Origin of the sequence: Rhodococcus sp. NPDC060176 (genome assembly GCF_042728675.1) — a bacterium.
Classification (GTDB): Bacteria; Actinomycetota; Actinomycetes; order Mycobacteriales; family Mycobacteriaceae; genus Rhodococcus_F.
In genome coordinates, this window is record NZ_JBHWYS010000009.1 from 171,620 (window position 1) to 195,530 (window position 23,911).

A 23,911-nucleotide genomic window follows, 5' to 3' on the forward strand; every position below is an offset into this window, starting at 1 on the left:
TACCTGAACAGGTACTACGGCCGATGTCCCCGGGGTCCCGTCGGCCGCATCCTGGACAGGTACTTGCTCGGGTGATCGGAGGTGAACTCTGATGATGTCTTTGAAAGATCAGTTGGACAACTGCGAATACCTACTTGCCGACGCGGAAATGGCGGGTGACTGGAATGCTGTTCGGCGATTCAGGGAATACCGACTGAGGCTCGTTCGACAACTCTGCAGGCAAAGGGCTGCCGGTCTCTGCGCCTAGAGGCCTCACCTCAGCCGTATCTGAACTGAGTCCCTCTGGGCGGTTACGATCCGCCGTCGCCCGAGTCACAGTCGGGTGCTCTCACCAATTGAGCTACAGAAGGTATGGACCGCAGCGCTTTTCGACTGCGATCTTTCTCTGCCGAACCATACGGACCCGCCAGTCGTCCGCGCTACTGATTTTCGACTCGACGATCTAGGCCGACCACCGCTGCGAGTTCGGTTCCGCGTCCCCGCGGGGACGTCTCCGTAGAGGCCACGCCGCATCACCGCTGACCAGCTGTCGATGGGATGATGACCTGCGTGTCCATGTCCCCACCGCTGCCCGTCAAGAACGGGGTAGGCCCGACGCGCCTACGCATCCCGCCCTCTGGGCCGTGGGCGACAATCGCTGAGTACGTCGTGGCCAAGTTCGACCATCTGGACGCCGAAAACCTGTATCGGCGGTTCGAGGACGGCGAGTTCGTGGATATCGACGGCACCTCGATCCGCCGGAGCACAGAACTCAGCGCGCACCGGTTCGTCTGGTACTACCGAGAGTTGCCAGCAGAGGACCCGGTGCCGTTCCACGAGGAAATCCTGCACGTCGACGACGACCTCGTCGTCATCGACAAACCACATTTTCTCCCGACCACCCCCAGCGGGCGCTACCTGCGCGAGTCGGCGCTCGTCCGCCTGCGGGTCCGCCTCGACAACCCCGATCTGACCCCGATCCATCGGCTCGACCGCGGCACCGCGGGCGTGGTGATGTTCTCGGCTCGCCCCGCGACGCGCGGCGCGTACCAGTCTTTGTTCGAGAGGCGTCAGGTCACGAAGGTCTACGAGGCGGTGTCGGCGCGACCGCCCCGGTGGGGCCAGGATGCATCGGGGTTCGCCGAATCCGACGGTCCCCTCGTCTATCGCAACCACATCGAAGCTCGGCGCGGCGAGTTGCGGGTTTTCGTCGACGACAGCCGTGAACCTAACTCCGAGACCATGATCGAGGCGCGAGGGACGGGCGTGAGCGCGTCTGGACGTACTGTGCTGCACACGGTTCTACGTCCGCGCTCCGGACGGATGCACCAGTTGCGGGTGCATTTGGCGGCTCTCGGCGCCGGGATTCTGGGCGACCGGAGATACCCCGACCTGCTGCCCGACGCACCGGACGATCATTCCCTCCCACTCCAATTGCTCGCGAGGGAACTCGAATTCACCGACCCGTTGACGGGGAGAGCGCGGCGGTTTGTCACTCGTCGGACGCTCAGCGAGATGCCAGTGGGGTGAGGACCAGAAGCCGCAGGGCGATTGTGCAGCCGCGAGGATAGTTATCGCTGCGGCTGCACAATCGCCCTGCGGCTGTACGGCGGAATTAGACGTTGAAGCGGAACTCCACCACATCGCCGTCGGCCATGACGTATTCCTTGCCCTCCATGCGAACCTTGCCGGCAGCCTTGGCCGCGGCCATGGAACCCGCCTCGACGAGGTCGTCGAAGGACACGATTTCAGCCTTGATGAAGCCACGCTCGAAGTCGGTGTGAATGACGCCCGCAGCCTGGGGCGCGGTGTCACCCTTGTGGATGGTCCAGGCGCGAGCTTCCTTCGGACCAGCCGTCAGGTAGGTCTGCAGCCCGAGGGTGTGGAAGCCGGTGCGCGCGAGGGCGTGCAGGCCGGGCTCGGTCTGACCGATCGAGTCGAGCATTTCCTGGCGATCTTCCTCGTCCAGCTCGAGGAGTTCCTGCTCGACCTTCGCGTCGAGGAACACGGCGTCGGCCGGGGCGACGGAAGCGCGCAGTTCCGCGACCTTCGCCTCGTCGGTGAGCACCGACTCGTCGGCGTTGAAGACGTAGAGGAAGGGCTTGGTGGTGAGCAGGCTCAGCTCACGCAACAGGGAGAAGTCGAGCTTGTCTTTGACGCTGAAGAGCGTCGTGCCCTCGTTGAGGAAGGCCTGAGCCTTGAGTGCCTCGTCGTGGGCCGGCTTGAGCTCCTTGTTCTTGCGAGCTTCCTTGTCCAGACGCGGGAGAGCCTTCTCGAGAGTCTGCATGTCGGCGATCACGAGCTCGGTCTCGATGACCTCGATGTCCGAGGCCGGGTCGACCTTGCCGTCGACGTGGATGACGTCGTCGTCGGCGAAGACGCGCACTACCTGGCAGATGGCGTCAGCTTCACGGATGTTGGCCAGGAACTTGTTACCCAGGCCTGCGCCCTCGGATGCACCCTTGACGATTCCGGCGATGTCGACGAACGACACGGTCGCGGGGAGGATGCGCTCGGAGCCGAAGATCTCGGCGAGCTTCTGCAGCCGCGGATCGGGCAGCTCGACCAGGCCGACGTTGGGTTCGATGGTCGCGAACGGGTAGTTCGCTGCCAACACGTCGTTGTTGGTCAGTGCATTGAAAAGGGTGGACTTGCCGACGTTGGGCAGTCCGACGATTCCGAGGGTAAGGCTCACGGTCTGTGGATTCTACGGCCTCGCAGCGACGTGACGGGTACTCGCCCCACCGTCACGTCGCCGCAGGTGATCAGTTGTAGGTATACGAGTCCACGGACGACACGATCGCAACCAGGAAGATCACGTAAAACGCGATGAACAGCACCCAGCAGATGACGGCTATCAGGAGCGAGATCTGCCCGAGCTTCTTCACCCGCTCGGATGCGTACTGCGCGCCCTGGTGATCGCCCATCGCCCACTTCGGGTAGATGTCGTGAAGGTGGTTGAACGCGGCGAACGCGATAGGCCAGAAGAAAAGAATCGACGCGACAGCCCACCCGGCGTTGGACTTCGGCGGACCGTACTGCGGCGCCGCGTACGTGGGAGCAGCGCCGTACTGCTGGGCCGCGCTGTACTGCTGACCGGTCGGATACTGCTGTCCGGCTGAGTACTGCGGGTCGGTCGGGTACTGCTGGCCCGGATACTCCTGGCCTGCTGAATACTCCTGGCCTGCTGAATACTCCTGGCCTGCTGAATACTCCTGGCCTGCTGAATATTGCTGCCCGGCTGAATACTGCTGGCCCGACGGATATTGCTGCTCCTTCGGATCCTGCGGGTCGGTCGGATATTGCGGTTCGGTCATCATTCCCCCAAAGTGTCGGATTCGGTTCTCTAACGCAGAACCTAGTGGAGACTTACCGCTGCCGTGTCACAGTGAGCGCCTACGCTCTCGAGGTGACTCGGATGCTGATCGTGCTCTTGATATGGATGGTGGGTCTCGGCTCTGCCGCCCTCGCAATTTTCGTCTCGCCCGGATGGTGGGTGATCGCTGTCGTCACTCTCGCGCTGGCGGCCATGGGCACCTACGACCTCACTCAGAGGTCCCACAGCATCCTCCGTAACTATCCGGTCTTGGGGCACGCGCGATTCCTGCTCGAGAAGATTCGACCGGAGATCCAACAATACTTCGTCGAATCATCCACCGACGGAATGCCATTCGATCGGGAAACGCGAGATCTGGTTTACGAGCGCGCCAAGGGGACACTGGCGGAAGAGCCCTTCGGAACCGAGCGTGACGTCAATGCGATCGGCTATGAGTTCATGACGCATTCGATTCGAGCACGGACTGCCCCCGACACGGTTCCGCGAGTTCGCCTCGGCGGACGCGATTGCACGAAGCCGTACGACATCGCTCTCCTGAACGTCTCCGCGATGAGCTTTGGATCGTTGTCCGCCAACGCAATCGAGGCCCTCAATGCCGGCGCCGCGAAAGGCGGCTTCGCCCACGACACCGGAGAGGGCGCGATCAGTCCGTATCACCGCAAACACGGTGGCGATCTGATCTGGGAAATCGCCTCGGGATACTTCGGATGCCGAACCGAGGACGGCCGATTCGATCCTGACCGTTTTGCCGAGCGCGCCGGCTCCGATCAAGTGAAAGCAATTTCGGTCAAGCTCTCACAAGGTGCCAAACCCGGCTTGGGTGGCGTGCTTCCCGGAGTCAAGGTCTCCCCCGAAATCGCCGAAACCCGAGGGGTACCCGTCGGCCAGACCGTGATCTCACCACCCTCGCACACCGCGTTCAACACCCCGGTCGAACTGGTCGATTTCATCGCGACCCTGCGAAAACTGTCGGGAGGCAAGCCGGTCGGGATGAAACTGTGTGTCGGCTCGCGTCGTGAATTCCTCGGCATCTGCAAAGCGATGATCGAGCGCGGCATCACGCCCGACTTCATCATCGTCGACGGTTCCGAGGGCGGCACCGGCGCAGGTCCGGTGGAGTTCGAGGACCACATGGGCATGCCGTTGACCGAGGGCCTGATGCTGGTGCACAACGCCTTGGTGGGAACTGGTCTGCGCCCCCTCGTGAAAGTCGGCGCCTCCGGAAAGGTGGCGAGCGGTTCCGACATCGTCAAACGCATCATCCAGGGCGCAGACTTCACGATGGCGGCTCGCGCAATGATGTTCGCAGTGGGCTGCATTCAGGCCCAGATGTGCCACACCAACCGCTGCCCGGTCGGCGTTGCCACTCAGGATCCGGCACGCACCCGCGCACTCGACATCCCCGACAAGAGCGAGCGCGTCTACCGCTTCCAGAAGGCAACTGTCGCCAGCGCTCAACAGATGATCGCGTCGATGGGCATCGATTCCTTCGACCAACTGCAACCGGGAATGCTCAACCGCCGCGTCGACGGTCTCACCACCCGAACCTATGCCGACCTGTTCGACTGGCTGATGCCGGGAGAACTGCTCGAGTCCCCGCCGCAGAGCTGGCTCACCGATTGGATCGACGCCGACGCTCACCGATTCTGACGCCGGTCGACTCCCGCGCCTCAGATCGCGCGGATTCGCCCTTCTGGTCCTACAGTGACAGATGGTCCGCTGTGACGGCGGCCACACGTGCACTAGTGGACGGAGTTCGACGATGAGCTTGACGACTGCGCCGGAACCAAATGTCGAGTACCTGAAAACCGATCCTGACCTGCCACCTGTCGGTGTCATCGACAAAACACCCATTTCCACGACTGCGCGCGTCGTCTTTCTCGTTCTCGGACTGGTCGGCGCGGGCGCCTGGTACATGATCGCGATTGTCCGCAGTGAACACATCAGTGCCGTGTGGTTGCACAAGTTCCAATAGAGGTATGCATGCGACAAGCTTTCATACTGAGCGACCTCTGATGACTGAATCATCTGATATGAACATCACCATGAACAGGGCATACATAGGCACCCAATCGACGGTCACCTACGACCCAAGATCGGAAACGGTCACGTTTGAACATCGCGGTCGCAGCCTCCCCAAAAAGAAACGCCAAGCATCCCCATGGACGGTCCAGGTAGGATCAATCGAGGGAATTTCGTGGCGTGAAGCCACAACCACGAAACCCGCCGAAATGCGACTCTTGTTACGTGGACGAGTCGGCTATGACAAGGACAGCCAAGCTGACTTCAACTACATATCAGGTGATGAACCGATTCGGGAACTTGTCGACGCGATTAATGCTGCCGTGCAATCCGCCTCACCAGTAGCGCCACCAGCTGTCGCCGGTGATGCACCCAAAAGGCCAGCAAGTCGACCTGCTGCAAAAACGGTAACAGTTGGCAGCGTGAAACCTCCACAACCAATCACTGAGTTCGGTGGGGTTCAGCTATTCCAAAAAGTTCTAGTGCATCAAGGGCAAAGGTATGCAGTTGCAGGTGCCACGGCTTTTGTGGAGGTAGGCGGTACGCAACGCCGAACTACTGCAACGAGGATGGCAGTCGGTACAGCGATACTTCCAGGGGTTGGCACCATTATCGGCGCTATGGCAAAGAAGAAAACCAACAAGATCTTCTTGACCGTGGAGTTGAGTGACGGTAAATTAATCTTTGTTGAAGCCCACTCTCGGAATGAGGCGGCGGCGCGCAAGTTCGCCGCGTCTGTGTCAGCAGCGGGACGGGCAGGCCACTGAACTAAGGTTGACGCGTTCATTCCCATTCGACATCAGGTGCGCTCACACCAGTAGTATCAAGCAGCTCCTCAAAACTCGCTTTCGGGTTCGCCGCACACAGCAGCACCACGGCCTGCGCCGTCTCCGCCCTCAATATCGGATCATCACCACGCGCATAGGTGGCGAACTCACTCATCTCGCCGGACTCCGTGACATCGAATGTCAGATATGAGTGACCCCAGGAGAAATGTGCAGTGCGGATTGGGTCTTTGCCAGGTATCCGGACTTTCGGCGGAGAGAGGGTGTCGAGTCGCCATCCGAGATCTGTGAGGGCTGTGAATGGGTAGTTGCTTAGGATGCGTGTGTGTGCAGGAATGATCATGGACTGATGATGCATCGGGTCACCGACAAAGAGTTGACCGCGCTTCGCGCTATCACCCTACGGGCGATGGTCTTTTGAAGATCGAAGATCGTTAACCTATCGCCCACTGCGCGTCTTTTCAGTGCAGTGGGCTAGGCCGTCCCAGGGCCATGACTGGGCGGGGTTTGGGGCAGCGCCCCATGATCTATTCCGGTGGAACCACTTCGTGGCTGTTCTTCGGGGTGGTTGTTCAAGACTCGGTAACGCTTAGTGGTAAGTGTAGCTGAGGTTCTATTCATGACTGTTATCTAGATCGCTAATAAATGCAGGTCAGAGGCCGTCCTTCATAGTCATGCATGATCATGAATAAGAAACCGTTACAGATTTGTGATCATCGCAGGTGTTGACATTCCCGTCGAGACACAAAAATAGTGCCCCACCCACACGAAGCAGGCAGGGCACATCGAACTAGTTCCAGCGATCAGTTTGTGGATCCGCCCCCAAGCAATCAGGCGTCCGGATCGTCTCGCCGCACCGCCGGCAGTAGTGGGTTCGATGCCCACCGTTGTGCGCCGTCTTGCAGCCGCATACTTCCCACCCGACGAGGCATGTGTTCGCCGCCAACAGGTGCCCGTTCGGACACTGCTTCGGGGATCGTTCAGTTGACAGCACACCGAAAGTTTCGCACACCTGTTCGACAAGTGGTAGCGTCGAATCCGTTGGCAGGAGACGGAAGGGAAGCCGTCAAAGATCGCCGCACCACAACTGAATAGTTCGATGCCCACCTGACTCATTCGGCAGCACAGGTGGGCATCGGCATTGCTCAGGCTGGATCACCCCACTGGCCATGCACCCGATCAGGTGCTAATGTTGTGTCAACACCAACAAGGGAGAACAACATGAACGCCTACCGAATCACCGACAACACCGGCACCGAATTCCTCGTCATGGCCCGCAACACCACAGCCGCCACCACCACAGGAACCGAAATCCTCGCAGACTTCACCACCAACTACGGTGAACGCAAAGTCGCCACCGTCTCCCCCATCTAGCCGGGAGGCCCCTCCGGGGGCCACCCCTGCTCGCCCGAAAGGCCGCATCGTGACCGCCCGCTACATGTCCATCAAAGACATCGCCGAACACGTCGGCCTGACCGTCAACGCCGTCAAGGCACACCACCTGCGCGGGAACCTCCCTGAGCCCGCAGTGCAGATCGGCCTAGCCCACAGCGTCGGATTCGGATGGTCAGTTGAAGCGATCGACGCATGGAACGCTGTGCGGCCCCGACGATCCTGAAACGACAAAAGACGCCCCACCCTCGCAATGAGGATGGGGCGTCAGTCGTTTCTTACTCCGCGGACTCCACGGGTGTTTCCGGGTGCTTCATGATGATCAGTTCGGCGTCCGGTGAGTCTTTCCAGCGGTACGCCCAGCGCCCGTCAGCGAGTTTTATGGTGCCGGGTTGGCCGGTGTCGGGGTCAGGTTCGAAAGCCATGCCCTGATTGTCTCAGGTCGGACTGATCGCAATTGTTCCGCTCGAATACTTCGACCCGTTGCTCGGTGTCGCATCCACAGCGGCCTGCGAACCAGCAGCCCCGCCTATCTGCACCGCCACGCTCAGTGCTGCGGAGGTTCCATTGATTACAGTTGCGACAGGGGTGACCCCAGCAGGCCACGTGTGCGCGGCCGTTTGCGGTCCTGTTGACACCATGCGGATGAGCAGTGCGTTCGCCACTGTCGTGGTGACAGCAGGTGTGGTGTGAGGTGTTGCGGTCGCTGAGTCGTTGGACGAGATGCTCGACGAAGCGTTGACACCAGCCTGGCTGGTCACCGTCATGGCGATCACTTCAGTTGGGCTGTTACCAGTGAATCCGCTCGCAGAAGTCGTGATCGTCGCAGGATCCCCCGCCACCTTCGTGCGTGTCCACACCTCCAAATACGCGCCGTCATACCAAGCGCCATTGCCCATCCGCTTCGTCCAACCAGACGGAGTTGAACCCATCTGACCCGAGGTGGTGGCCATCGCGATGACCCAAAGGTCTCCGACGCTTGCGTCAGGCAACGTGATCGTCACCGCCGACCCAGTCGTTTTTGAGAACGTAGTGAAAGCGGAAACCCGGATGCCCAGACTGCCGCCTCGAACGAAAATGTGTGGCATCAGGCAAGACCCTTCAACTCAGCAGTAACACCCTTGCCCGGAGTCGTACCAACACCAGTGACATTGATCGTCAGGAAATCTCCAGCCGCAAACGCCCACGAACCTGTAGATGTACCGCCCGCAACCTGATTCGCTGCAGCGATCGTGGTCGAAGTACCAGACACCGCCACACCATTTTTACGAACCTCAACCACCAAGTTCCCTGAAGCATCCGCAGTCTCGCAATGGAACAGCACCTCGGAGAAGGTCACTGCGCGCCGCAGTTTGATTCCTGCCGGCACATCCCCGAGGCCGGTTGCTCGGTTTCCGGATTGCGCCACAAACGTGATGTCGTACGGCACAGTTCCCGTTGTTGGTGTGCGAGTGTCCGATAGGCGCATATCATTGCCCGCAGCAGCAGTCGAACCAGTCGTACCAATCGCCAAACTCGACGTACCAGCACCAATCGCCGAACGCGCCGCCGCGGCATCCGAAGCCTTCAACACATTCCGGCCAACCGTAGTCGCATCCACAATGTCAGCTGAAGATGTTGTCACCGCACCAGTGCGCCCATTCACAGACGACACAGGCGACAGCGGATACACCTTCTCCGACCACGAAGACAACGACGATGCAGGCTCCGCAATCAACTGCCACTCAGTGCCCGTATCAGTGCGATTGCACCAGTCGCCGCGCTCGCCAGTCAAAGCGAGCATCGCAGCCTGAGACACCACATTGCCCAGGAAGTCCGTCACAGCCATCGCAGGCAGCTGGGACTGCAGCAGTTTCCCGTTGTTGTCGAGATCCGCTTTCGTATCGAGATCAGCGTTGATGCCATCCACGATCGCACCAAAAGTTGAACTCACATTGTCGAACGCAGTCTGAGTCGCAGTCGAGATCGGCTTGTCCGGATCAGATGTGTTGCTCACATTGTTGATGCCGAGTTGGGCCTTGGTGACGACGCCTGTGAATCCGCCGACACTGATCACACCGGAAGCCGCATTCTCGGCGTCTTGAGCTGATTGTGCCGCCGCAGCAGCAGAATCTGACGCCTCCCCTGCCTTAGTTGTTGCGACAGTCGCAGAGCCTGCAGCCTCACTGGCCTTAGTGGTCGCCGTGCCCGCTGCCGTTCCTGCTGACGTTGCAGACGCCGAAGCCTCGCCCGCCTTGGTTGTCGCCGTAGAAGCGGAACCAGAAGCAGCAGTGGCAGAACCAGCCGCCGCAGTAGCCGACGAAGCAGCATTCCCCGCAGAAGTAGACGCCTCCCCCGCCTTCGTCGAAGCAGTCGAAGCGGAACCCGATGCCGCTGTAGCCGAAGCGCCCGCAGCAGTAGCCGATCCCGCAGCCTCCGAAGCCTTCGTAGACGCACTTGATGCCGCGCCCGCCGCAGCAGTGGCCGAGCCAGAAGCCGCAGACGCTGAACCAGCAGCCGCAGCAGCAGCATTCGAAGCATCAGACAACGCCGGCACAGCACGAACAATGTCCGCGCCCTCCGCCATGTCAAACACCAAGTTCGTTCCAGACACCGAAATGTTGTCGATGCCGTTGCCGACTTCACCCTTCGGCCCGCGGATCTCGACGCCTTCGCCGATGGCAGGCCAGCTAGTGCCGTCCCAAATGTATCCGAGGCCTAGCCCGTCGCCTTTGACGATCCACAGGTCGCCACGAGTATTCCCCGATGCCGGCAGCGCCGAATAGGATGGTTTCGTTCCGAGGATGGTGATGGATGTTCCGTCACGGCCTTGCACCGGCACGAGTATGCCGGAAGGTATTGCGGTGGAACCGATCAGGATTCCGCCACCTGCCCCGTTAACTACGGTAATCACGCGGCTCCACCCTTTCTACCGCCCCGAACAGGATCACTGTCTCTGTGGTGGGGGTGGTGTCTTCTTTGAAGATCAGTCGGTATCCGCGTTTGTCTGGGATGAGGTCTGCCACTTCCGATTCGATCTTGATGTGTGCTGCGTCAGCTTCGATCACGAAGGGGTATTTGACGAAGTCTGTTTCGCCGCCGATGAGGTAGTACAGTTCGCTTCCGAGTGGGAAGTCTTTGGGTGTTGTTTCGTCCGGTTCGGTGTAGTGGTACACCCATTGGAAGTCGCCGCCGGTGGGGAAAATGAGTGGTTCTTTTTGTGGTTTGATGCCTGCCATTAGGGTGTGTCCTTTACGATTTCGTATCCGCCGGCAGTCTGCAATGCCCACCAAGCCGCCTCATCAATCGACACCTCATGCTGCAACGCATACGAACCAGGCATCTCCACATTCAACGCCGCAGCCTCAGAAGTGCGCATCGGCACAACCTTCACGCACGGACCCATCGACCCAAACCCAGGCTGCACCCAAATCACAACACGCGAATGCACCGCCGCCGACCACTTGCCGTCTACCAGAACACGCCGATGCTCCGCCAACGGAGGATCCAACTCATACACCTGGGCGGGCCCTGGGCAACCGCCCCAATCAGATTCAATCAAAGTCGCTGTAGCCATCACTCGTCCTCGTCATAGAGATACTCAATTACCGTGACGCAACCATTTGCGCCTCTGCCTGCCGGAATACTTGGGGCTTGACCGCCGCCGCCGCCGCCTGATGGGAACCCGCCGGCTGCACCAGATGCGCCGCCTCCGCCTGACTGAAGTGTCTGCCAAAACGCGGGACTGCTTGTACCACCAGGAACAAGAGCAGACTTACCACCAGTGGCACTCCCGCCACCAGATCCGCCGCCGCCACCCGCGAGTAGCGAGTAGCGAGGATTGAAAGCATTGCCGCCAGCCGCACCGGCTTGAGATCCATCGCCGCCAGGGAATGGCGATTGGCCACCCTTGCCGCGAGTTGTGGTCGTAGCACCCTTGCCGCCCTCAGTTTCGAGGATGTCTCCGAATGCCGACCGGCCGCCGTCGCCGCCGTTGCGATCCGAGGAATTGCCACCAAGGCCGCCCGTTCCGACAGTGACCTGCACCGTGTCAGGTAAATCCATCGCCGCGATCCGGCGCTTCGGGGACTTCACAGACGCCCCACCGCCACCGCCGTGACCATTGCCGTTCGCCGCTGGCCAACTCCCACCCCCGCCTCCGCCACGAACAACCAGTTCGATCGAATACAACTTCGGATCCTTCGTCCACGCCCCCGAGGTCGTGAACACTCGGGTGATATTGCGGGACATCAGAACTTCCGTTCGATGATGAAGAGCTTCCCTATGCCGCCGTTGCCGCCGTTTCCGGTCTGGTTGAAGCCGCCACCCATGCCGCCACCCCCGCCTCCGCCGGGATGTGCTCCGTTGCCGCCGTTGAGGCTTCCGAAGTTTCCACCTCCGCCACCGCCACCGCCGGTTGCGATGATATCGGCCGGCGCAGTGCCACTCAGGCCGGGAAGCCCGCCGGGCGACGCGCCACCCGTCCCGCCGATTCCGCCAACACTGGAAGCGCCACCCCCCCCGCCGCCGCCACCACGAAGCTCGCCAGGGTAATTCGACCATCCACCAGCAGTATTCGGCGTGAAACCGCCAACTCCACCGAGGCCGCCAGCAATAAGGCCAGAGCCTCCAGCAGGAGTGGGGTGGTCATTACCGTTAGCGCCGAGACCGCCCTGTCCACCGCCCGCGATGAGGTAGTTCCCGAACAGCACGTTGCCGCCACCGGAACCAGCAGCTTCGCGACCGCCACCGACACCCGCCTGGTAAATCGTGATATTCACCGACGAAGGCAACAGGTTCGCAGGGATTGTCGCTGAAATTTCGCCGCCGCCGCCGCCACCGGAACCACCCTGCCGGTTGCCGATCTGCGTATCCCACTTACCACCACCGCCGCCGCCACCCGCTCCAATCAGAATCAGGTCGACCGACACAATCCCCTCGGACGGGTAGTAGACGCCCGAAGTGGTGAACACGAGGGCCTCACCCTGCAGGATCATCTGCCGGTACGCGTCTTTCAGTTGCGTGATCTCAACTTCGTGCGAATTGGTGATCGAAATCTGCTCCGCCAAAGGGGACTGGATATTTGTGCGAAACGCACCCTGCGCACCAGTCCAAGGACCAGTCGTCTGCCCCTTGACCAGCGCCATGACGCCGTCTTCAGTTCTCGGCACATCCTGGCCGTAACGCGAACCAACGACATACGCCCCATCCGGAGCGCCAATACCAGGAGTAGTCACTACACACCCCCAAGACCATTCACGCGGGTCCGCAGCACCGCATTCTCCGCTTCCAGCTCAGCCAACCGCTCACGAGCAGAACGCTCCGCATGCAACTCCGCACGCAACGACACAATCTCCCGCAACGCCTCATCCAATTGCCCAGCCAAACCGCGCACCTGAACCGAAAGCGTATCCACCCGAGCATCATTCAAGATCCGTGCAGCGGCCTCGATTCGCGCCTGACGTTCAATCCTTCGCTCCTCCATGCTGGACAACCACACAGCAATCGGAGCCGCAATCTCTTTGAACCTAGCCATGATGACCGCGACAGTGGCGAACACTGCCGCAACCACACCCGCCCAGATCACCAAAGGATGCATCTCGGGCGGATTCACTCACACCGCCCGATGCTTCGCCATGACCGGCACAGGCTCAGCAGCCAGCCACGGCACAAAGCGATCGATGAACGCATTCACCTGAGGCAACGCCATCACCTTCGCAACAGCCGTGGTGACAGCGATAACCTGCCCGCCCACCACAGTCAACGAAAGGCCCGACGTGACCAGAACGACCGGAATCAACGTGAGCAGCGCAACGCCGACCTGAAACCCAGTCCGCACCGTCGCCCGCCACGGATACGCAACCTGCGTGACCTCACTCATCCAGCACGCCCCTTAGCCGTATCCGAACAACCAGGCACACCGGACTTCTCACCAACCGCAGCCATCAAGTCGTACACAGTTCGATTTCCGCCCTGCAGGAATCCTGGATAGCCTTCATGGTCATTCCGTGCACCAGTCAACTGCTGACGCACATCCTTGATGTCACTCAGCCCCGGACCCACATACACGGCCAAACACTCGAAAATGATTTCCTTCAAACGGTCTTCCGAAATAGCCAACTCATTCTCCTCACCAGAATCGCCGCCACCAGCAGCGAACAACAACGGCCACGTCTTCGCGCCGACCAACCCATCAACCAACGAGAAACCCTGCGCACGCTGAAAATCCATCACAGCCTTGTTCGTAGCCGCGTCATAAATCCGCGTCACCGGAACCTTCAACCGCTCCTGAACCCGCGCCAAACCGTCAATCCACGCGCTGGACTCGCCCGCGCGACCACTGATTGACTGCTCAGGCCCCGAATACCAGCCGTAGTAATACCCACCAGGCAACGGAAACGCATTCGGATCCAGCTGCCCCACAATCGGACCCGGCAGATACCAGAAATCGTGGAAAATCCGGTCATTCCACGCCCGCGCCCAATACGTGGTCCCGCCACGCACTACAGACCCGAAAATAACCCCGCCAGGGTTGCCCCGAGATTCCGCGTTCACGCCGTCGATCGTGCACGCAACATGCGAATCCATGCCGCCGCCACCATGCATCAAACCCAACTTCACAACAGCATCCGCAGGCACAGCCGCAGCCGACGACGCGTGAACAAGGCCGAACTGGTTCACACCCGCACGCCCGTACTCCCACGAACCCACTCGGAGCGCCTCAGTCGACCCATACCGTGTGTTCATCGGCCGGCCCAAACAGCCAGCCACAGCCGCATAAGCCAAACCAGAACAGTCCGTCGACGCACCCAAATTCGAATCCGAGAACTGTCCGCCATACCCATAACCAAGCCCGTTGCGGGCCCTCAAATAATTCTTAGTCGCTTCTACCCGATCCCGAGTAACAGCCATCACAAACCCCTATTCTGCGGCGCATTCAAAATCCCCTGCCGAGGCTTCTTCGACGCCATCTCCGCAGCAATCACACGCCGCTTCTCCGACAACGGAATCGGAGCCAACAAATACCCATTAACCCCAGAAACCGTATGATCAGCCGGGTCAAACAACTCCGAAGAGTCAACAACCTCAGCCGAATCCGACTCCGCCGCAGCATCCTTCACAACACCGTGATAGCGCAGTTGCTCCGCAACGAACTCCTGCTCATGCCGCGTGTACTCCCCCATATCAGGCAGCGCCACCGGATCCAGCTCAGGCTCATCAATATCAACCCACTGCATCGCACCATTCAAATAATGCTGCTGACCACGGTGCGGAACACGAAGTTTGAGCTTCGGCTGCGGAAGCTGGCTGACATGAATGTTCCCGTTCTCGTCAGCCAACTTCACCAAACTCGGCGCATACACAATCGCCAGCGAATCCCACCGCTTCGACCACGCAGCACGCTGATCAGGACCAGGGGTGTACTCCTGCTTCCCGGCAAACGGCAGCTGCACCGCAATCCACTGCAGCACCTGCTCAGGATCAGACTGATCACAATTCTCCAGCGTAGGAATACGATCCGACACTAGACCACCCCCAATTCTTGAAGCATCCCCAGAAAGTCCTGCAAATCTTCAGCCATACGAGCAATCGGATCCTCGGCTTCACGCTGGCCGATCTGAATCTGCCACGTCGGCGTAGTGTCCCGATCCCACGCAAGCGTCAACTCCGAAACACGTTCCACGAACAAACGTCCCGGCTTCATCCCCAGAACTGAGAACGCCACACGATCGCCGAGGAAGAAATGCCCGTGACCAAGTTGACCGATACGCCACGGCGCACCGTCAGCGACAGTCAAAGTGACACTGTTCGTTTCACGTGTCGACCACATGCCGGACCGCATCGCCAACAGGAACGACAGCGTGTACGCCTTGTCCGCCCCGTCAGCCCACCGCTCGTGATAGTGGTTCTTGCCGAGACGTTGCGCTCGCTGCGGGCTCTTCCACTTCCCGAATGCCATGAACACATCCGTGTACAAAGGCTTCAACACCGCGTCCGCCACGCCACCTAAAGGTGGTACTCCCGGAATCATTGCGGTGAGGTCGCCGACCATCTGCACAGTCGCAGAGATCAACTCGTTGATGCCGGGCATCGAATGCCCACCCGCAACCACGCCAACATCAGTAGCCGGCCTATGGCTGAACTCGGACGCTTGAATGCCCGTGTGCTCACCCTCGCGGTAAACAACACCCGGCATCGACGGAATCGTGCCCTTGTAGCCCGGAGTCAGATACTCGCCAGGAACATTCGGATCATCAACCTGCTCAACATTCTCAGTTTTGCCATCCGCACCGATATTGATCAGTTCATGAATGAGACCACTGAAGATGTTGCCGCCGAACGATGTACCCGTATTCCAACCCGACTTGTCGATCAAATCCCAGACAAGGCAACCGTGACGCACATTCGCGCCCGGCCACGGAGGCGGATCACCCGCCAAGAAGCGCCGCGGCTCCCAAGACAACTGCGCATCCGCAACAATCTTCTTCGAAACCTCGTGCATGTTCTTGAAACGCGAATGCACAAGCGCACCCACCGAATGATCCGGCGTCAGATCAGGTTTGACGACATTCCACCACGTCGACTGATCGAAGTTGAACCACTGCCCCGGATCCATCGGATCGTCAGGCAGCATGAACAACGACGATTCGAGCCGCATAAGATTCACCAGCAGAGTCGTCTTCAGCGCCCAACGAGCGCGCCCGAAGCACACCCACAATCGCGGAAACTGAATCTCAGCTGGCAGAAACGGATTCGACCACGCCAGAATGTGTTTCAGCTCTTCATAGTCGTTCTTGAAGAACACTCGAATAAACTTGCGTCCCTGATCATCTTTGATGATCTTGAACTCGTCCATCCGGCCACCCCAGCGGGAGCCGTCCTTGTCTACCGTGATGTGCACATTCGTCGTACCGCGGCCGTCAACGTCGACCAGCCACTTCGACATGAAATAGTCAAGCGGCATCTCCAACGAACCGATCCCAGTCTCGTTATCGAGATACTGGAAGGATGCGTTGTTCTCGCGTTTCACAATGCCGCGGAGATTCCAATCCCCATCCCACAACCGGACAAGAGGAGGAACCAGCCGGCGTTTCTTCTCGGCCTTTAGGCGATTGGTGATCTCGGCGAACGCTGCATCGTAGTCAGTAATCGAAGGTGCCGTCATCGAACACCCCCAATCATTGAAGCCCCCACGGACGAGACCACGGGCGCGGATAACGCACCTGAATTCCCATACCGGCCGCAGCTAACGTCATCCCCACCGGTAACTGAATCTTTTTCGTGTACGGCGGGATTGGGTAGCAGAACGTGACGCCGTCCATCTGTTGCCAGTACGGGATCTTCAGGCGTGACGTGGCCTGATCAGCTTCCTCATCGGTGTCATACACGATCGTGTCGCCGGCCGTGATCTTTGGCAGCCACAGCTTCCGGTCTGCATCAATCTCGGCGCGCTCGTAGCGGTCGTCACCAAAACTGAAGTCCGGCAACATCGGTTTCGCCGCGCCATGCACGACGTATTTCAGCCAGATCGGGACATCCGTCGGATTCGACACCGACACAGTCCCGTAATTGATCGAGCCGTTGAGAGTGCTCGTTGGCGACTCCCACAGGTCGGTCACATCGTTCTTCTCGTACCACCACGGATCGTTTGCGACACAGGTCATTACAACCTTTTCGATCTGTGTCCCATTCGGATCGTGCTCAGGTTTGAACTCTGGATGCTGAGACATCCGCAATTTCAGATAGCGCCGCGAATCCTCAGTAGTGATCCACAGCTTGCAGTCCTGCTCATACGACCAGCCCTTACGCCACTCAGAGTCATTGAAACTCCAGTTCTTGTCACCATCATCATGGTGTGCGTAAACTCCGAATACGATGTCGCGTTGCAGGTTTCGCTTGCCCCCATACGTTGAACCCGTCTGGAATGCATGCGAATTATGAATCGTTTTGACTGGAGCATCGTAGATACCGTCCACATCAGTACCCAGGACAATGCCACGATCGCCTTGTCCTGGGCCTGCCAATGTGAACCAGTTGCCACGAATGTCCTCCAGCTCGACAAGAGTGTCGGGCATTCGTTACCTTCTTCGTGAAAACGTCAGAGACTGCTTCCTGCGATCAAGGCGGTCCTGCCGCAATGCCGCATCAATATCCCTGGTTTGATAGGTGACGTTCGGTCGGTCAGCATGCTCGACCAGGCGATCTACCTGCGACATCAGCCCAGAGAGATCCAGAGACGCACCGTCGCCACCACGGTTCGTTGCGCCACGCATCAACGCGAAGTCACGAGACAAATTCAGTCGCTCGTCCGCCGTCAGCATCCATTCCTCAGCGCCCGACAAATTCAACGCAGCCGTGCCGTGAGGAACCGGACCACCGCCATCACGCAGGACAGTCGGCATGTTCAAAGCGTCAGCAAGTCGCTTCTGCCAATCATCGCCAGCCACAGAAGCAATAGCCGTCTGCCAACCAGGCGCGCCCGGAGTTGCCGGCAACTGCGCGTCAATCTCGGCCTGAGAGAACGACGGAGCCGCAGCCACAGGCTTCGGCTTAACCCCCATCAGCCCTTCCCAGTCCGTTGTGATCCAACGAGACTCCGAAAGCGCACTAGGAAGTTGTTCGAATGCGGCGTCAACCAGAATGCCGACAACGTCAGTGCCGTAGCTCTTTACGCGATCCTTCAGATTGAAGGTCTTCGCGCCGTCCCCCGTCTTCGCCTTTTCGAGAGCGTTCTGTGCCGAGAACACGGCTATGTCGGCTTTCTCACGATCGATCGATGACGATGCACTGTCCGCGTATGTCTTGTCACGAGCCAGCTGCGCATCAACTACAGCGATTTCAGCGTTCCGTAACGAGATCGCATCATCAGTCATCGCGCCCTGAAGCTCAGGCGCAGGACCAATCGCCTTACCCGCACCCGTACCGTCACGCTTTTGCTCAAGCTCACGAACTTTCAGTTCCGCCCGCTGAACCTTCAACTCAGCTTGCTGCCTGTCAGCGTCAGTTTTCTTCTCGTTCGCGTTGACCTTGTCCTGAGCTTCCTTCGCCTGAATGACCGCTACACGAGCCGATTCCAGCGCCAGAGCATCCTTCTCAGTCCACGGCTCCTTCGCCACACCACCCGAGTACGACGCGCCAGAGCCGCCTGTGAGAGCCATCTGCAATGCCGGCGAAAGCGCCGAATCCGGGAGATGGAACTGTGCAGGGAACTGACTGTCGTCATAGCCGGCAGCGTTACCGCCGAACGTCGAACCGGAGTTACTGCCACCGTTCTCGACATCGACCCGAGACCCGTCCTTGAAGAACAACGTGCCAGCCATATGTTCCTGGCTGACACCGATCCGGAAGTGGCCTTCACTGCCACCAGGCTGCATGCCCTGAAGGTCGCCGCCGAGGATCGAGTATGTCGTCCATAGACGCCGCGGTTGCTGTCCCATGCCTGTTGCTGCGATGTGAGACATGTACATCGAGCAGTCCCACGGCCCGTAGTCGTAACCGATACCAGCCTTGGCGCGGGCAAAGTTGATCATGTTGTCGAGACCGTCAGAGCCGATAGCCCCACCATCCGCGAACTTCCCGACTTTGCCTTGCGCTAGCGCAGCGCGGAATCGGAAGACACCTTCTTGCCCGCCCAGACTGTCAACATCCGCAGTGGTGAGCATGTGCTCGCCAGGCATCGCCAGAATCGGAACAGAGTCCTTACCTGGAATGCCGCCTTCAATCGGTCCACCAAGGGCTCGCCCACTTATTTGCTGCTGGCGAGCCATCTCCGCCCATGCTTCAGGCGAACCGGGCCCATAGGCCAGGGCCACATCTCGGATTGAGTTGTACTGAACGCTGATCGTGACGGTTTTATCCTTGATCCCAGCCAGATCGTCCTTGACCTGCTGCGAATTCGCCAATGCCTCAGCGATTTTCAGAACGACATTCGGATCAGCGGTGGACTTCGACAGCTCAGCAAGATCCTGAGTGGTGATCGCCTTACCCTCTTTGAGCTTTGTGAGGATCACACCCACCTGCGGAGTTGCTTCAAGCCCACTCAGCATTGCGATAATGTTCTCGGACTCTTGCGCGTTCAGTTTGAAGCTCTGATTGTCGAGAGTCAGGAGTGTTGAGATGACGGACGGGATTCCGATGTACTTATCGGCCATCCGTTGCGCCTCATCGCCAACGATCCCCATCGTGGCAATCTGATCCAAAAACGTCTGACGCGAGGCCGCAACAACCGCGGTCGCATCAGCCTGCGCACCAGCAAGATCGCCAACATTCTTCTTCGCTTCGTACGCTGCCTGAGCATTCGCCAAAGTTGCCTGCTGCTGAGAGTTAGTCGCGTCCAAGAGGCGTCGGCCAGTCTCAGTGCTCACGTCAAACGCGCCGTTGACAATCGCACCGACGCCAGCTGCATCCGCGAACGCTGCCTTTGTAGCGTCACTCGCTTCCGCAAGGCGGGATTGCGCCTGCTCTAGCCCAACAGTTCCACCGTTGAAGATGGTCAGCGCATTCGAGAGCGCGGAAAGTTTCTCTTCGGCGCTGCCTGCCATGCCGCCCAGCTTCTGCATTGCATCGCTGAACTGACTGGCAGGTGAACGACCCTTCTCTAGAGCCGCAGCGGCATCCGAAGCGCGCTGCTGGGCAGCAGCAAGGTCGACGTTCGACTTACCGATCTCAGTGCCAAGGTTCGCAGCTCCCTGGCCAGCGGTGTCCATTCCGCCCTTGAGTGCGCCCAACGATTCCATCATCGACGAGTTCGCCGCGCCAGACGCACCCATGTTGCGGTTCCAGTCTTGGATCTTTCCGTTAACTTCGTCGTACTTGCCGGGAGCCCCACCTAGTGCGTCAGTAAGGTCCTGCAAAGAGATGCCAGCCGCTTTGTAGTTCTTCTCTGAATCTCGGTACAGTTCAGAAGAAGTGAGCGACCTCTTGAGATTGTCGTCAATGACTTGGTTCGTGCGACCAAGTGCGTCAGCCTGATTCAGGTGTGCCGCAACAAGGTCAGTCTCAGCGATCCCGTAATCCCTGGCAGACTTGATTGCGCCACTATCCGCAAGTTCAGATGCCTTCTGCTGATAGGTCCGTTCTGTGATCGCGCCAGTCTGCTCATCCAAAGTCCCGATGAGGCTCTTGATTGACTCCTCATGCTCAGCGGCCGCTTGCGCAGCCTTCCGCTGATTCATCGAATAGATCGACAGTGCTGCAACGACACCCATCACAGCGAGACCAGCAGGACCACCCAGAGCGCCCATAAGTCCACCAGCAGCAGACTTCATTACCGATCCCGCTGCAGCAGCAGTACCGGCCGCCCGACTGAAGGACGACGCGCCGACCGCAGCATTAACGAACGCACCTTGCATCCGGGCGATAGTCGAAGAATGATTGCCGAGGCTCTGAATCGATGAACCAAACGAGCCCATCGCGACCCGGCCCATATTTGCTGTGGTAACCACGCCACCAGTGGCGGTTGCAATAGTCCGCAAACCTGCATACCCACTCTGCGCAGCCGGACCGATCCCCTGAATGCGAGTGCCCAAGCCATGTGCGGCAGAAGCCATGCGCCCCATGTCGGAAACATTCCGCGCCATGAAAGCAGAACTGGCCATCGACGCAATCTTGAACGCCACCAACCCGGTCACCACTGCCTGAATTGGGCCCGGCAGTGAACCGAAGGCACCAACAGCAGAAGCGACGACACCAACGATCGGGGTCAGCACTGCGAGCGCGGTCGCACCAACGCCAGTCGCCAGCGAAAGCGCGCCCTGCAGCGTATCGAGCGCGCCACCTGAAGTGGTTGCGCCTTCGGCGATCTCAACAAGCCCGTCGCGAATACTCAGGGCCATCTCGCGCATCGAGTCGCCGGCGCGAACAACATTGTTGAACGTCCCCGACAGCATCGGCAGATTCGTCAAGGAACCCGAGATGACCTCGTTGAAACCCTGGACCACGCCGCCCGAGTTACCAAGCGCCACATCGAACTTGTCCAGTGCACCATCTGCCAAACCAACGGCCGTGTTGCCGAACGAGGTAAGTGGCCCGTCAATCAGGTCATACAACTGCAGCTGCAGTCGCTCGGATGTGTTCTCGATCTTCTCGAACACGCCAGGCAAGCCCTGATTCTGCGCAGCAGCGAGTTCAGCCGCGGCACCCTGCCGGCCGATAGCCTCCCGCATCAAGTTCCAGCCATCGGATCCCTGCTCAGCGGCGACGCCAGAAAGGCGCATGGCATCCGAGCCGAAAAGCGTTGCCGACGCCTGCTGATAAATCTCGGGAGTCAACTCGGCAGAAGCGTCCTTCAACTGCCCGAACAGTGACTCCATGCCAACGAAATTGCCCTGCGTGTCATACACAGTGAGGCCGAGAGTTTCCATCGCAGCCTGAGCTGGCTTACTCGTGTCAGTCAAAGACAGAAGCGTTGACTTGAGCAGCGTTCCTGCGTCAGATCCCGTGATGCCGGCATTGGCGAGAACACCCAGAGTTGCAGACGTTTCCTCGATCGAAAGCCCAAACTGGTTCGCGACGGCACCCGATTGCTGCAATCCCGCGGCGATATCAGTGATCTCAGCGCTCGACGCGTTCGCGGCATTCGCCAACACATCGGAAGCTGTTGCGGCATAACTTGCATCAAGTCCGAACGCCTGCAAAGCCTGGGACTGAATTGTTGCCGCCTCAGCAGCATCAATCTGCGCTGCAGCGGCAAGCTGCAAAGTGCCTTTCGCTGCTTCCATCGACTGGTCGACAGAGAACCCGCCCTTGGCGAGTTCCGTCATCGCAGCAGCAGCATCATTAGCTGAGGTGGCGGACAACTCAACATCGTTGCCGAGTGCCATCGCCTTCGCCTTGATGGCGTCCATCTGCTCGCCAGTAGCGCCGGAGACACCAGACATCGCGTTCAGAGTTCGCGTGAACTCGTTACCTTTGTCAATGATCGACCCGAACGACACAGCAGCACCTGTGAAGGCGAGTACTCCGGCGATCTTTCCCGCGAAGTTCGATGCGGCCTCGCCTGCACCTTCAAGGCCTTGTTCGAACTGAGAGTTGAACTCGGACAGGTCTGCTGCGACCTCGACATCAATGCGACCACCAGCCACGGCCACCTCCTATGGAAACGCCGGTAGCCCGAAGACTCGAAGTCTTCGGGCTACCGGAAATATGAATATTCAGTTGTCGCTCAGCGCGTACAGAGTTATCTGGCTTGAGAAGACCGCATGAGATGATCTGAATATGAAAATGAAACTTGCCTACGTACTGGCAGCAGTAGCTGTAGCGATTACTGGGTGCGGATCAGAGCAGGAACAGCCCGTTGAGCAGGCCCCCACGGCGACGCAAGATCCTGCGACCGCCGCTGCAGAAGCTGCGTGTATCAAGCGGATGAGCGATCTCGCAGAGGCGGCGAAAGATCCTGTCTATTCCGAGGTGACTACTAGTGACCATGGGAACGGGCTCTATTACACAACAGGTCGCCTGCAAGGGGTGTTTTCATCGACGGTCGGTGCGTTCGACTACTCCTTCAACTGCGCCACCACCCGAACCGGCGGCACCTATAACGCCAACCTGGATGTCGACTACACAAGCGGAAATCCGTAAATCCTCGGGATCAGCCGACCTGCCATTGTGTCACCAGGTTCGCCAAACTCGGTTTGGGCTTCGGCGGCTCAACCACAGCACGCTTCTCCAAAAACTCCGCCACCAACAAAGACGTATCCGACACAGACCGCTTACCCACCGGAGGTAACACAGGCAGAGGCGGAGGCTTAATACCCTCACGCTTCCGCCTGTCCCGCTCCCTCTGAGCATCCTTGTCATCAGGATCCGCGATCCAATTCGCGTACTCCGAGTTCAACCAGTAATCATCGCGATCCACCAGCATCGCGAGATTCTCAGAATCCCGCTTCTCCGCCTCAAGCCACTCCATCACCGCACGAATCTTCAACGCGCAATCCCGAAGTGGCTCCCTCAAGATTTCGCGGAGGCCTCGACCGTAGTAGCGTTCGCATCCTGTGAGGGCAGCGCTCCATCCATCCCGCGTAGTGAGGCAGGCAAGAGCGCCAACGCTTCCCCCGAAGTCAGCGTCGAAATGTTCCCGAGCTTGTTGATCAGCTTCACAGCCTGCTCAATTGAACAGTCACCGAGATGTCGTGCAATCGCACTACCACCTTCATCGCCTGCGATCAGCTTCATCGCCAACTCGATCTGATCGGCACGCAAATAGGCACCAAACTGAATCGACTCTTCACCGCTATAGCTTCGCCGGATGTCGAACTTCGCATCCTTCAACTTCACCGGAACAGGTGGAAGATCTTCAGTGTCCAACACGGACAGAAGGTCAAAAGCATCATCGACCTCATCTGTAATCACCTCAGGCTCAACCACAATGGGCTCAACCTTCGAAGCAGACTTACGGGGTGCGCCAGGCATACAAACA

At 59.2% G+C, this 23,911-nt stretch carries 25 protein-coding genes, 1 tRNA gene and 1 pseudogene; 8 read left to right on the top strand and 19 right to left on the bottom strand.

Annotated elements, in window-relative coordinates:
- Positions 1–277: 277 nt before the first annotated feature.
- Positions 278–350: transfer RNA gene (locus ACFWEM_RS29395), tRNA-His, on the bottom strand.
- Positions 351–537: 187 nt separating this feature from the next.
- Between ACFWEM_RS29395 and ACFWEM_RS29400 the strand changes: the two genes are divergently transcribed.
- Positions 538–1,509: a pseudouridine synthase gene (locus ACFWEM_RS29400; protein ID WP_378539247.1), complete on the top strand. Its 972-nt coding sequence runs from the start codon at positions 538–540 to the stop codon at positions 1,507–1,509.
- A gap of 85 nt (positions 1,510–1,594) precedes the next feature.
- On the opposite strand, the gene ychF is transcribed toward ACFWEM_RS29400, so the two are convergent.
- A complete protein-coding gene (ychF, locus tag ACFWEM_RS29405) occupies positions 1,595–2,674 on the bottom strand; it encodes a redox-regulated ATPase YchF (RefSeq protein ID WP_030536245.1) in 1,080 nt (359 codons plus the stop codon).
- Between the two features lie 70 nt (positions 2,675–2,744).
- Positions 2,745–3,296, bottom strand: coding sequence for a CD225/dispanin family protein (locus tag ACFWEM_RS29410; RefSeq protein WP_378539248.1), 552 nt, complete (start codon positions 3,294–3,296; stop codon positions 2,745–2,747).
- Positions 3,297–3,388: 92 nt separating this feature from the next.
- Here ACFWEM_RS29410 and ACFWEM_RS29415 point away from each other — a divergent pair, with 92 nt between their 5' ends.
- From ACFWEM_RS29415 to ACFWEM_RS29425, 3 genes and pseudogenes are all read left to right on the top strand, one after another.
- The gene (locus ACFWEM_RS29415) at positions 3,389–4,966 is read left to right on the top strand and encodes an FMN-binding glutamate synthase family protein (protein WP_378539335.1); all 1,578 of its coding nucleotides are present in this window, start codon (positions 3,389–3,391) and stop codon (positions 4,964–4,966) included.
- 112 nt (positions 4,967–5,078) lie between these two features.
- Positions 5,079–5,273 (top strand): annotated as a pseudogene (locus ACFWEM_RS29420) (hypothetical protein); the annotation flags it as partial.
- Positions 5,274–5,331: 58 nt separating this feature from the next.
- Complete coding sequence (locus tag ACFWEM_RS29425; RefSeq protein ID WP_378539250.1) at positions 5,332–6,105, top strand: hypothetical protein; 774 nt, start codon at positions 5,332–5,334, stop codon at positions 6,103–6,105.
- A 16-nt stretch (positions 6,106–6,121) separates the two neighbouring features.
- On the opposite strand, the gene ACFWEM_RS29430 is transcribed toward ACFWEM_RS29425, so the two are convergent.
- Positions 6,122–6,466, bottom strand: coding sequence for a hypothetical protein (locus ACFWEM_RS29430; RefSeq protein WP_378539251.1), 345 nt, complete (start codon positions 6,464–6,466; stop codon positions 6,122–6,124).
- Positions 6,467–7,344: 878 nt separating this feature from the next.
- Here ACFWEM_RS29430 and ACFWEM_RS29435 point away from each other — a divergent pair.
- Both ACFWEM_RS29435 and ACFWEM_RS29440 read left to right on the top strand, forming a co-directional pair.
- Positions 7,345–7,497 carry a hypothetical protein gene (locus tag ACFWEM_RS29435; RefSeq protein ID WP_378539253.1) on the top strand — a complete coding sequence of 51 codons (153 nt, stop codon included), beginning with the start codon at positions 7,345–7,347 and terminating at the stop codon, positions 7,495–7,497.
- A gap of 49 nt (positions 7,498–7,546) precedes the next feature.
- Positions 7,547–7,741 carry a helix-turn-helix transcriptional regulator gene (locus ACFWEM_RS29440; RefSeq protein ID WP_378539255.1) on the top strand — a complete coding sequence of 65 codons (195 nt, stop codon included), beginning with the start codon at positions 7,547–7,549 and terminating at the stop codon, positions 7,739–7,741.
- 52 nt (positions 7,742–7,793) lie between these two features.
- Here the strand turns inward: ACFWEM_RS29440 and ACFWEM_RS29445 are convergent, their stop codons facing one another.
- The 3 genes from ACFWEM_RS29445 to ACFWEM_RS29455 all read right to left on the bottom strand — a co-directional run bounded on the left by ACFWEM_RS29445 (position 7,794) and on the right by ACFWEM_RS29455 (position 9,571).
- Entirely contained in the window at positions 7,794–7,940 is a 147-nt protein-coding gene (locus tag ACFWEM_RS29445) for a hypothetical protein (RefSeq protein ID WP_378539256.1), read from the bottom strand.
- A 12-nt stretch (positions 7,941–7,952) separates the two neighbouring features.
- The gene (locus tag ACFWEM_RS29450) at positions 7,953–8,519 is read right to left on the bottom strand and encodes a hypothetical protein (protein ID WP_378539257.1); all 567 of its coding nucleotides are present in this window, start codon (positions 8,517–8,519) and stop codon (positions 7,953–7,955) included.
- Between the two features lie 83 nt (positions 8,520–8,602).
- The gene (locus tag ACFWEM_RS29455) at positions 8,603–9,571 is read right to left on the bottom strand and encodes a hypothetical protein (RefSeq protein ID WP_378539258.1); all 969 of its coding nucleotides are present in this window, start codon (positions 9,569–9,571) and stop codon (positions 8,603–8,605) included.
- A gap of 127 nt (positions 9,572–9,698) precedes the next feature.
- Between ACFWEM_RS29455 and ACFWEM_RS29460 the strand changes: the two genes are divergently transcribed.
- Positions 9,699–10,280 (top strand): hypothetical protein, encoded by a 582-nt coding sequence (locus tag ACFWEM_RS29460; protein ID WP_378539259.1) that lies wholly within the window; start codon positions 9,699–9,701, stop codon positions 10,278–10,280.
- A 111-nt stretch (positions 10,281–10,391) separates the two neighbouring features.
- On the opposite strand, the gene ACFWEM_RS29465 is transcribed toward ACFWEM_RS29460, so the two are convergent.
- The 11 genes from ACFWEM_RS29465 to ACFWEM_RS29515 all read right to left on the bottom strand — a co-directional run bounded on the left by ACFWEM_RS29465 (position 10,392) and on the right by ACFWEM_RS29515 (position 22,577).
- Complete coding sequence (locus ACFWEM_RS29465) at positions 10,392–10,733, bottom strand: hypothetical protein (protein WP_378539260.1); 342 nt, start codon at positions 10,731–10,733, stop codon at positions 10,392–10,394.
- Positions 10,733–11,071, bottom strand: a complete 339-nt coding sequence (locus tag ACFWEM_RS29470) for a hypothetical protein (RefSeq protein ID WP_378539261.1) — start codon at positions 11,069–11,071, stop codon at positions 10,733–10,735. The genes ACFWEM_RS29465 and ACFWEM_RS29470 overlap by 1 nt, the downstream gene beginning before the upstream one ends.
- On the bottom strand, positions 11,071–11,745 hold the full coding sequence (locus ACFWEM_RS29475; RefSeq protein WP_378539263.1) for a hypothetical protein: 675 nt from the start codon (positions 11,743–11,745) through the stop codon (positions 11,071–11,073). The genes ACFWEM_RS29470 and ACFWEM_RS29475 overlap by 1 nt, the downstream gene beginning before the upstream one ends.
- Positions 11,745–12,731 carry a hypothetical protein gene (locus tag ACFWEM_RS29480; RefSeq protein WP_378539264.1) on the bottom strand — a complete coding sequence of 329 codons (987 nt, stop codon included), beginning with the start codon at positions 12,729–12,731 and terminating at the stop codon, positions 11,745–11,747. The genes ACFWEM_RS29475 and ACFWEM_RS29480 overlap by 1 nt, the downstream gene beginning before the upstream one ends.
- On the bottom strand, positions 12,731–13,108 hold the full coding sequence (locus ACFWEM_RS29485) for a hypothetical protein (protein WP_378539266.1): 378 nt from the start codon (positions 13,106–13,108) through the stop codon (positions 12,731–12,733). The genes ACFWEM_RS29480 and ACFWEM_RS29485 overlap by 1 nt, the downstream gene beginning before the upstream one ends.
- The gene (locus tag ACFWEM_RS29490; protein ID WP_378539267.1) at positions 13,109–13,375 is read right to left on the bottom strand and encodes a hypothetical protein; all 267 of its coding nucleotides are present in this window, start codon (positions 13,373–13,375) and stop codon (positions 13,109–13,111) included.
- Complete coding sequence (locus ACFWEM_RS29495) at positions 13,372–14,175, bottom strand: peptidoglycan-binding protein (protein WP_378539268.1); 804 nt, start codon at positions 14,173–14,175, stop codon at positions 13,372–13,374. The genes ACFWEM_RS29490 and ACFWEM_RS29495 overlap by 4 nt, the downstream gene beginning before the upstream one ends.
- Positions 14,176–14,405: 230 nt before the next feature.
- A complete protein-coding gene (locus ACFWEM_RS29500) occupies positions 14,406–15,020 on the bottom strand; it encodes a DUF2744 domain-containing protein (RefSeq protein ID WP_378539269.1) in 615 nt (204 codons plus the stop codon).
- Positions 15,020–16,660, bottom strand: a complete 1,641-nt coding sequence (locus ACFWEM_RS29505) for a phage tail protein (RefSeq protein ID WP_378539270.1) — start codon at positions 16,658–16,660, stop codon at positions 15,020–15,022. The genes ACFWEM_RS29500 and ACFWEM_RS29505 overlap by 1 nt, the downstream gene beginning before the upstream one ends.
- A gap of 13 nt (positions 16,661–16,673) precedes the next feature.
- Entirely contained in the window at positions 16,674–17,570 is an 897-nt protein-coding gene (locus ACFWEM_RS29510) for a phage tail protein (RefSeq protein WP_378539271.1), read from the bottom strand.
- Positions 17,571–17,573: 3 nt separating this feature from the next.
- Positions 17,574–22,577 carry a phage tail tape measure protein gene (locus tag ACFWEM_RS29515; RefSeq protein ID WP_378539272.1) on the bottom strand — a complete coding sequence of 1,668 codons (5,004 nt, stop codon included), beginning with the start codon at positions 22,575–22,577 and terminating at the stop codon, positions 17,574–17,576.
- Positions 22,578–22,710: 133 nt separating this feature from the next.
- Here ACFWEM_RS29515 and ACFWEM_RS29520 point away from each other — a divergent pair, with 133 nt between their 5' ends.
- A complete protein-coding gene (locus tag ACFWEM_RS29520; RefSeq protein ID WP_210377264.1) occupies positions 22,711–23,073 on the top strand; it encodes a hypothetical protein in 363 nt (120 codons plus the stop codon).
- Between the two features lie 369 nt (positions 23,074–23,442).
- Here the strand turns inward: ACFWEM_RS29520 and ACFWEM_RS29525 are convergent, their stop codons facing one another.
- Complete coding sequence (locus tag ACFWEM_RS29525) at positions 23,443–23,859, bottom strand: hypothetical protein (protein WP_378539274.1); 417 nt, start codon at positions 23,857–23,859, stop codon at positions 23,443–23,445.
- Between the last annotated feature and the right edge of the window lie 52 nt (positions 23,860–23,911).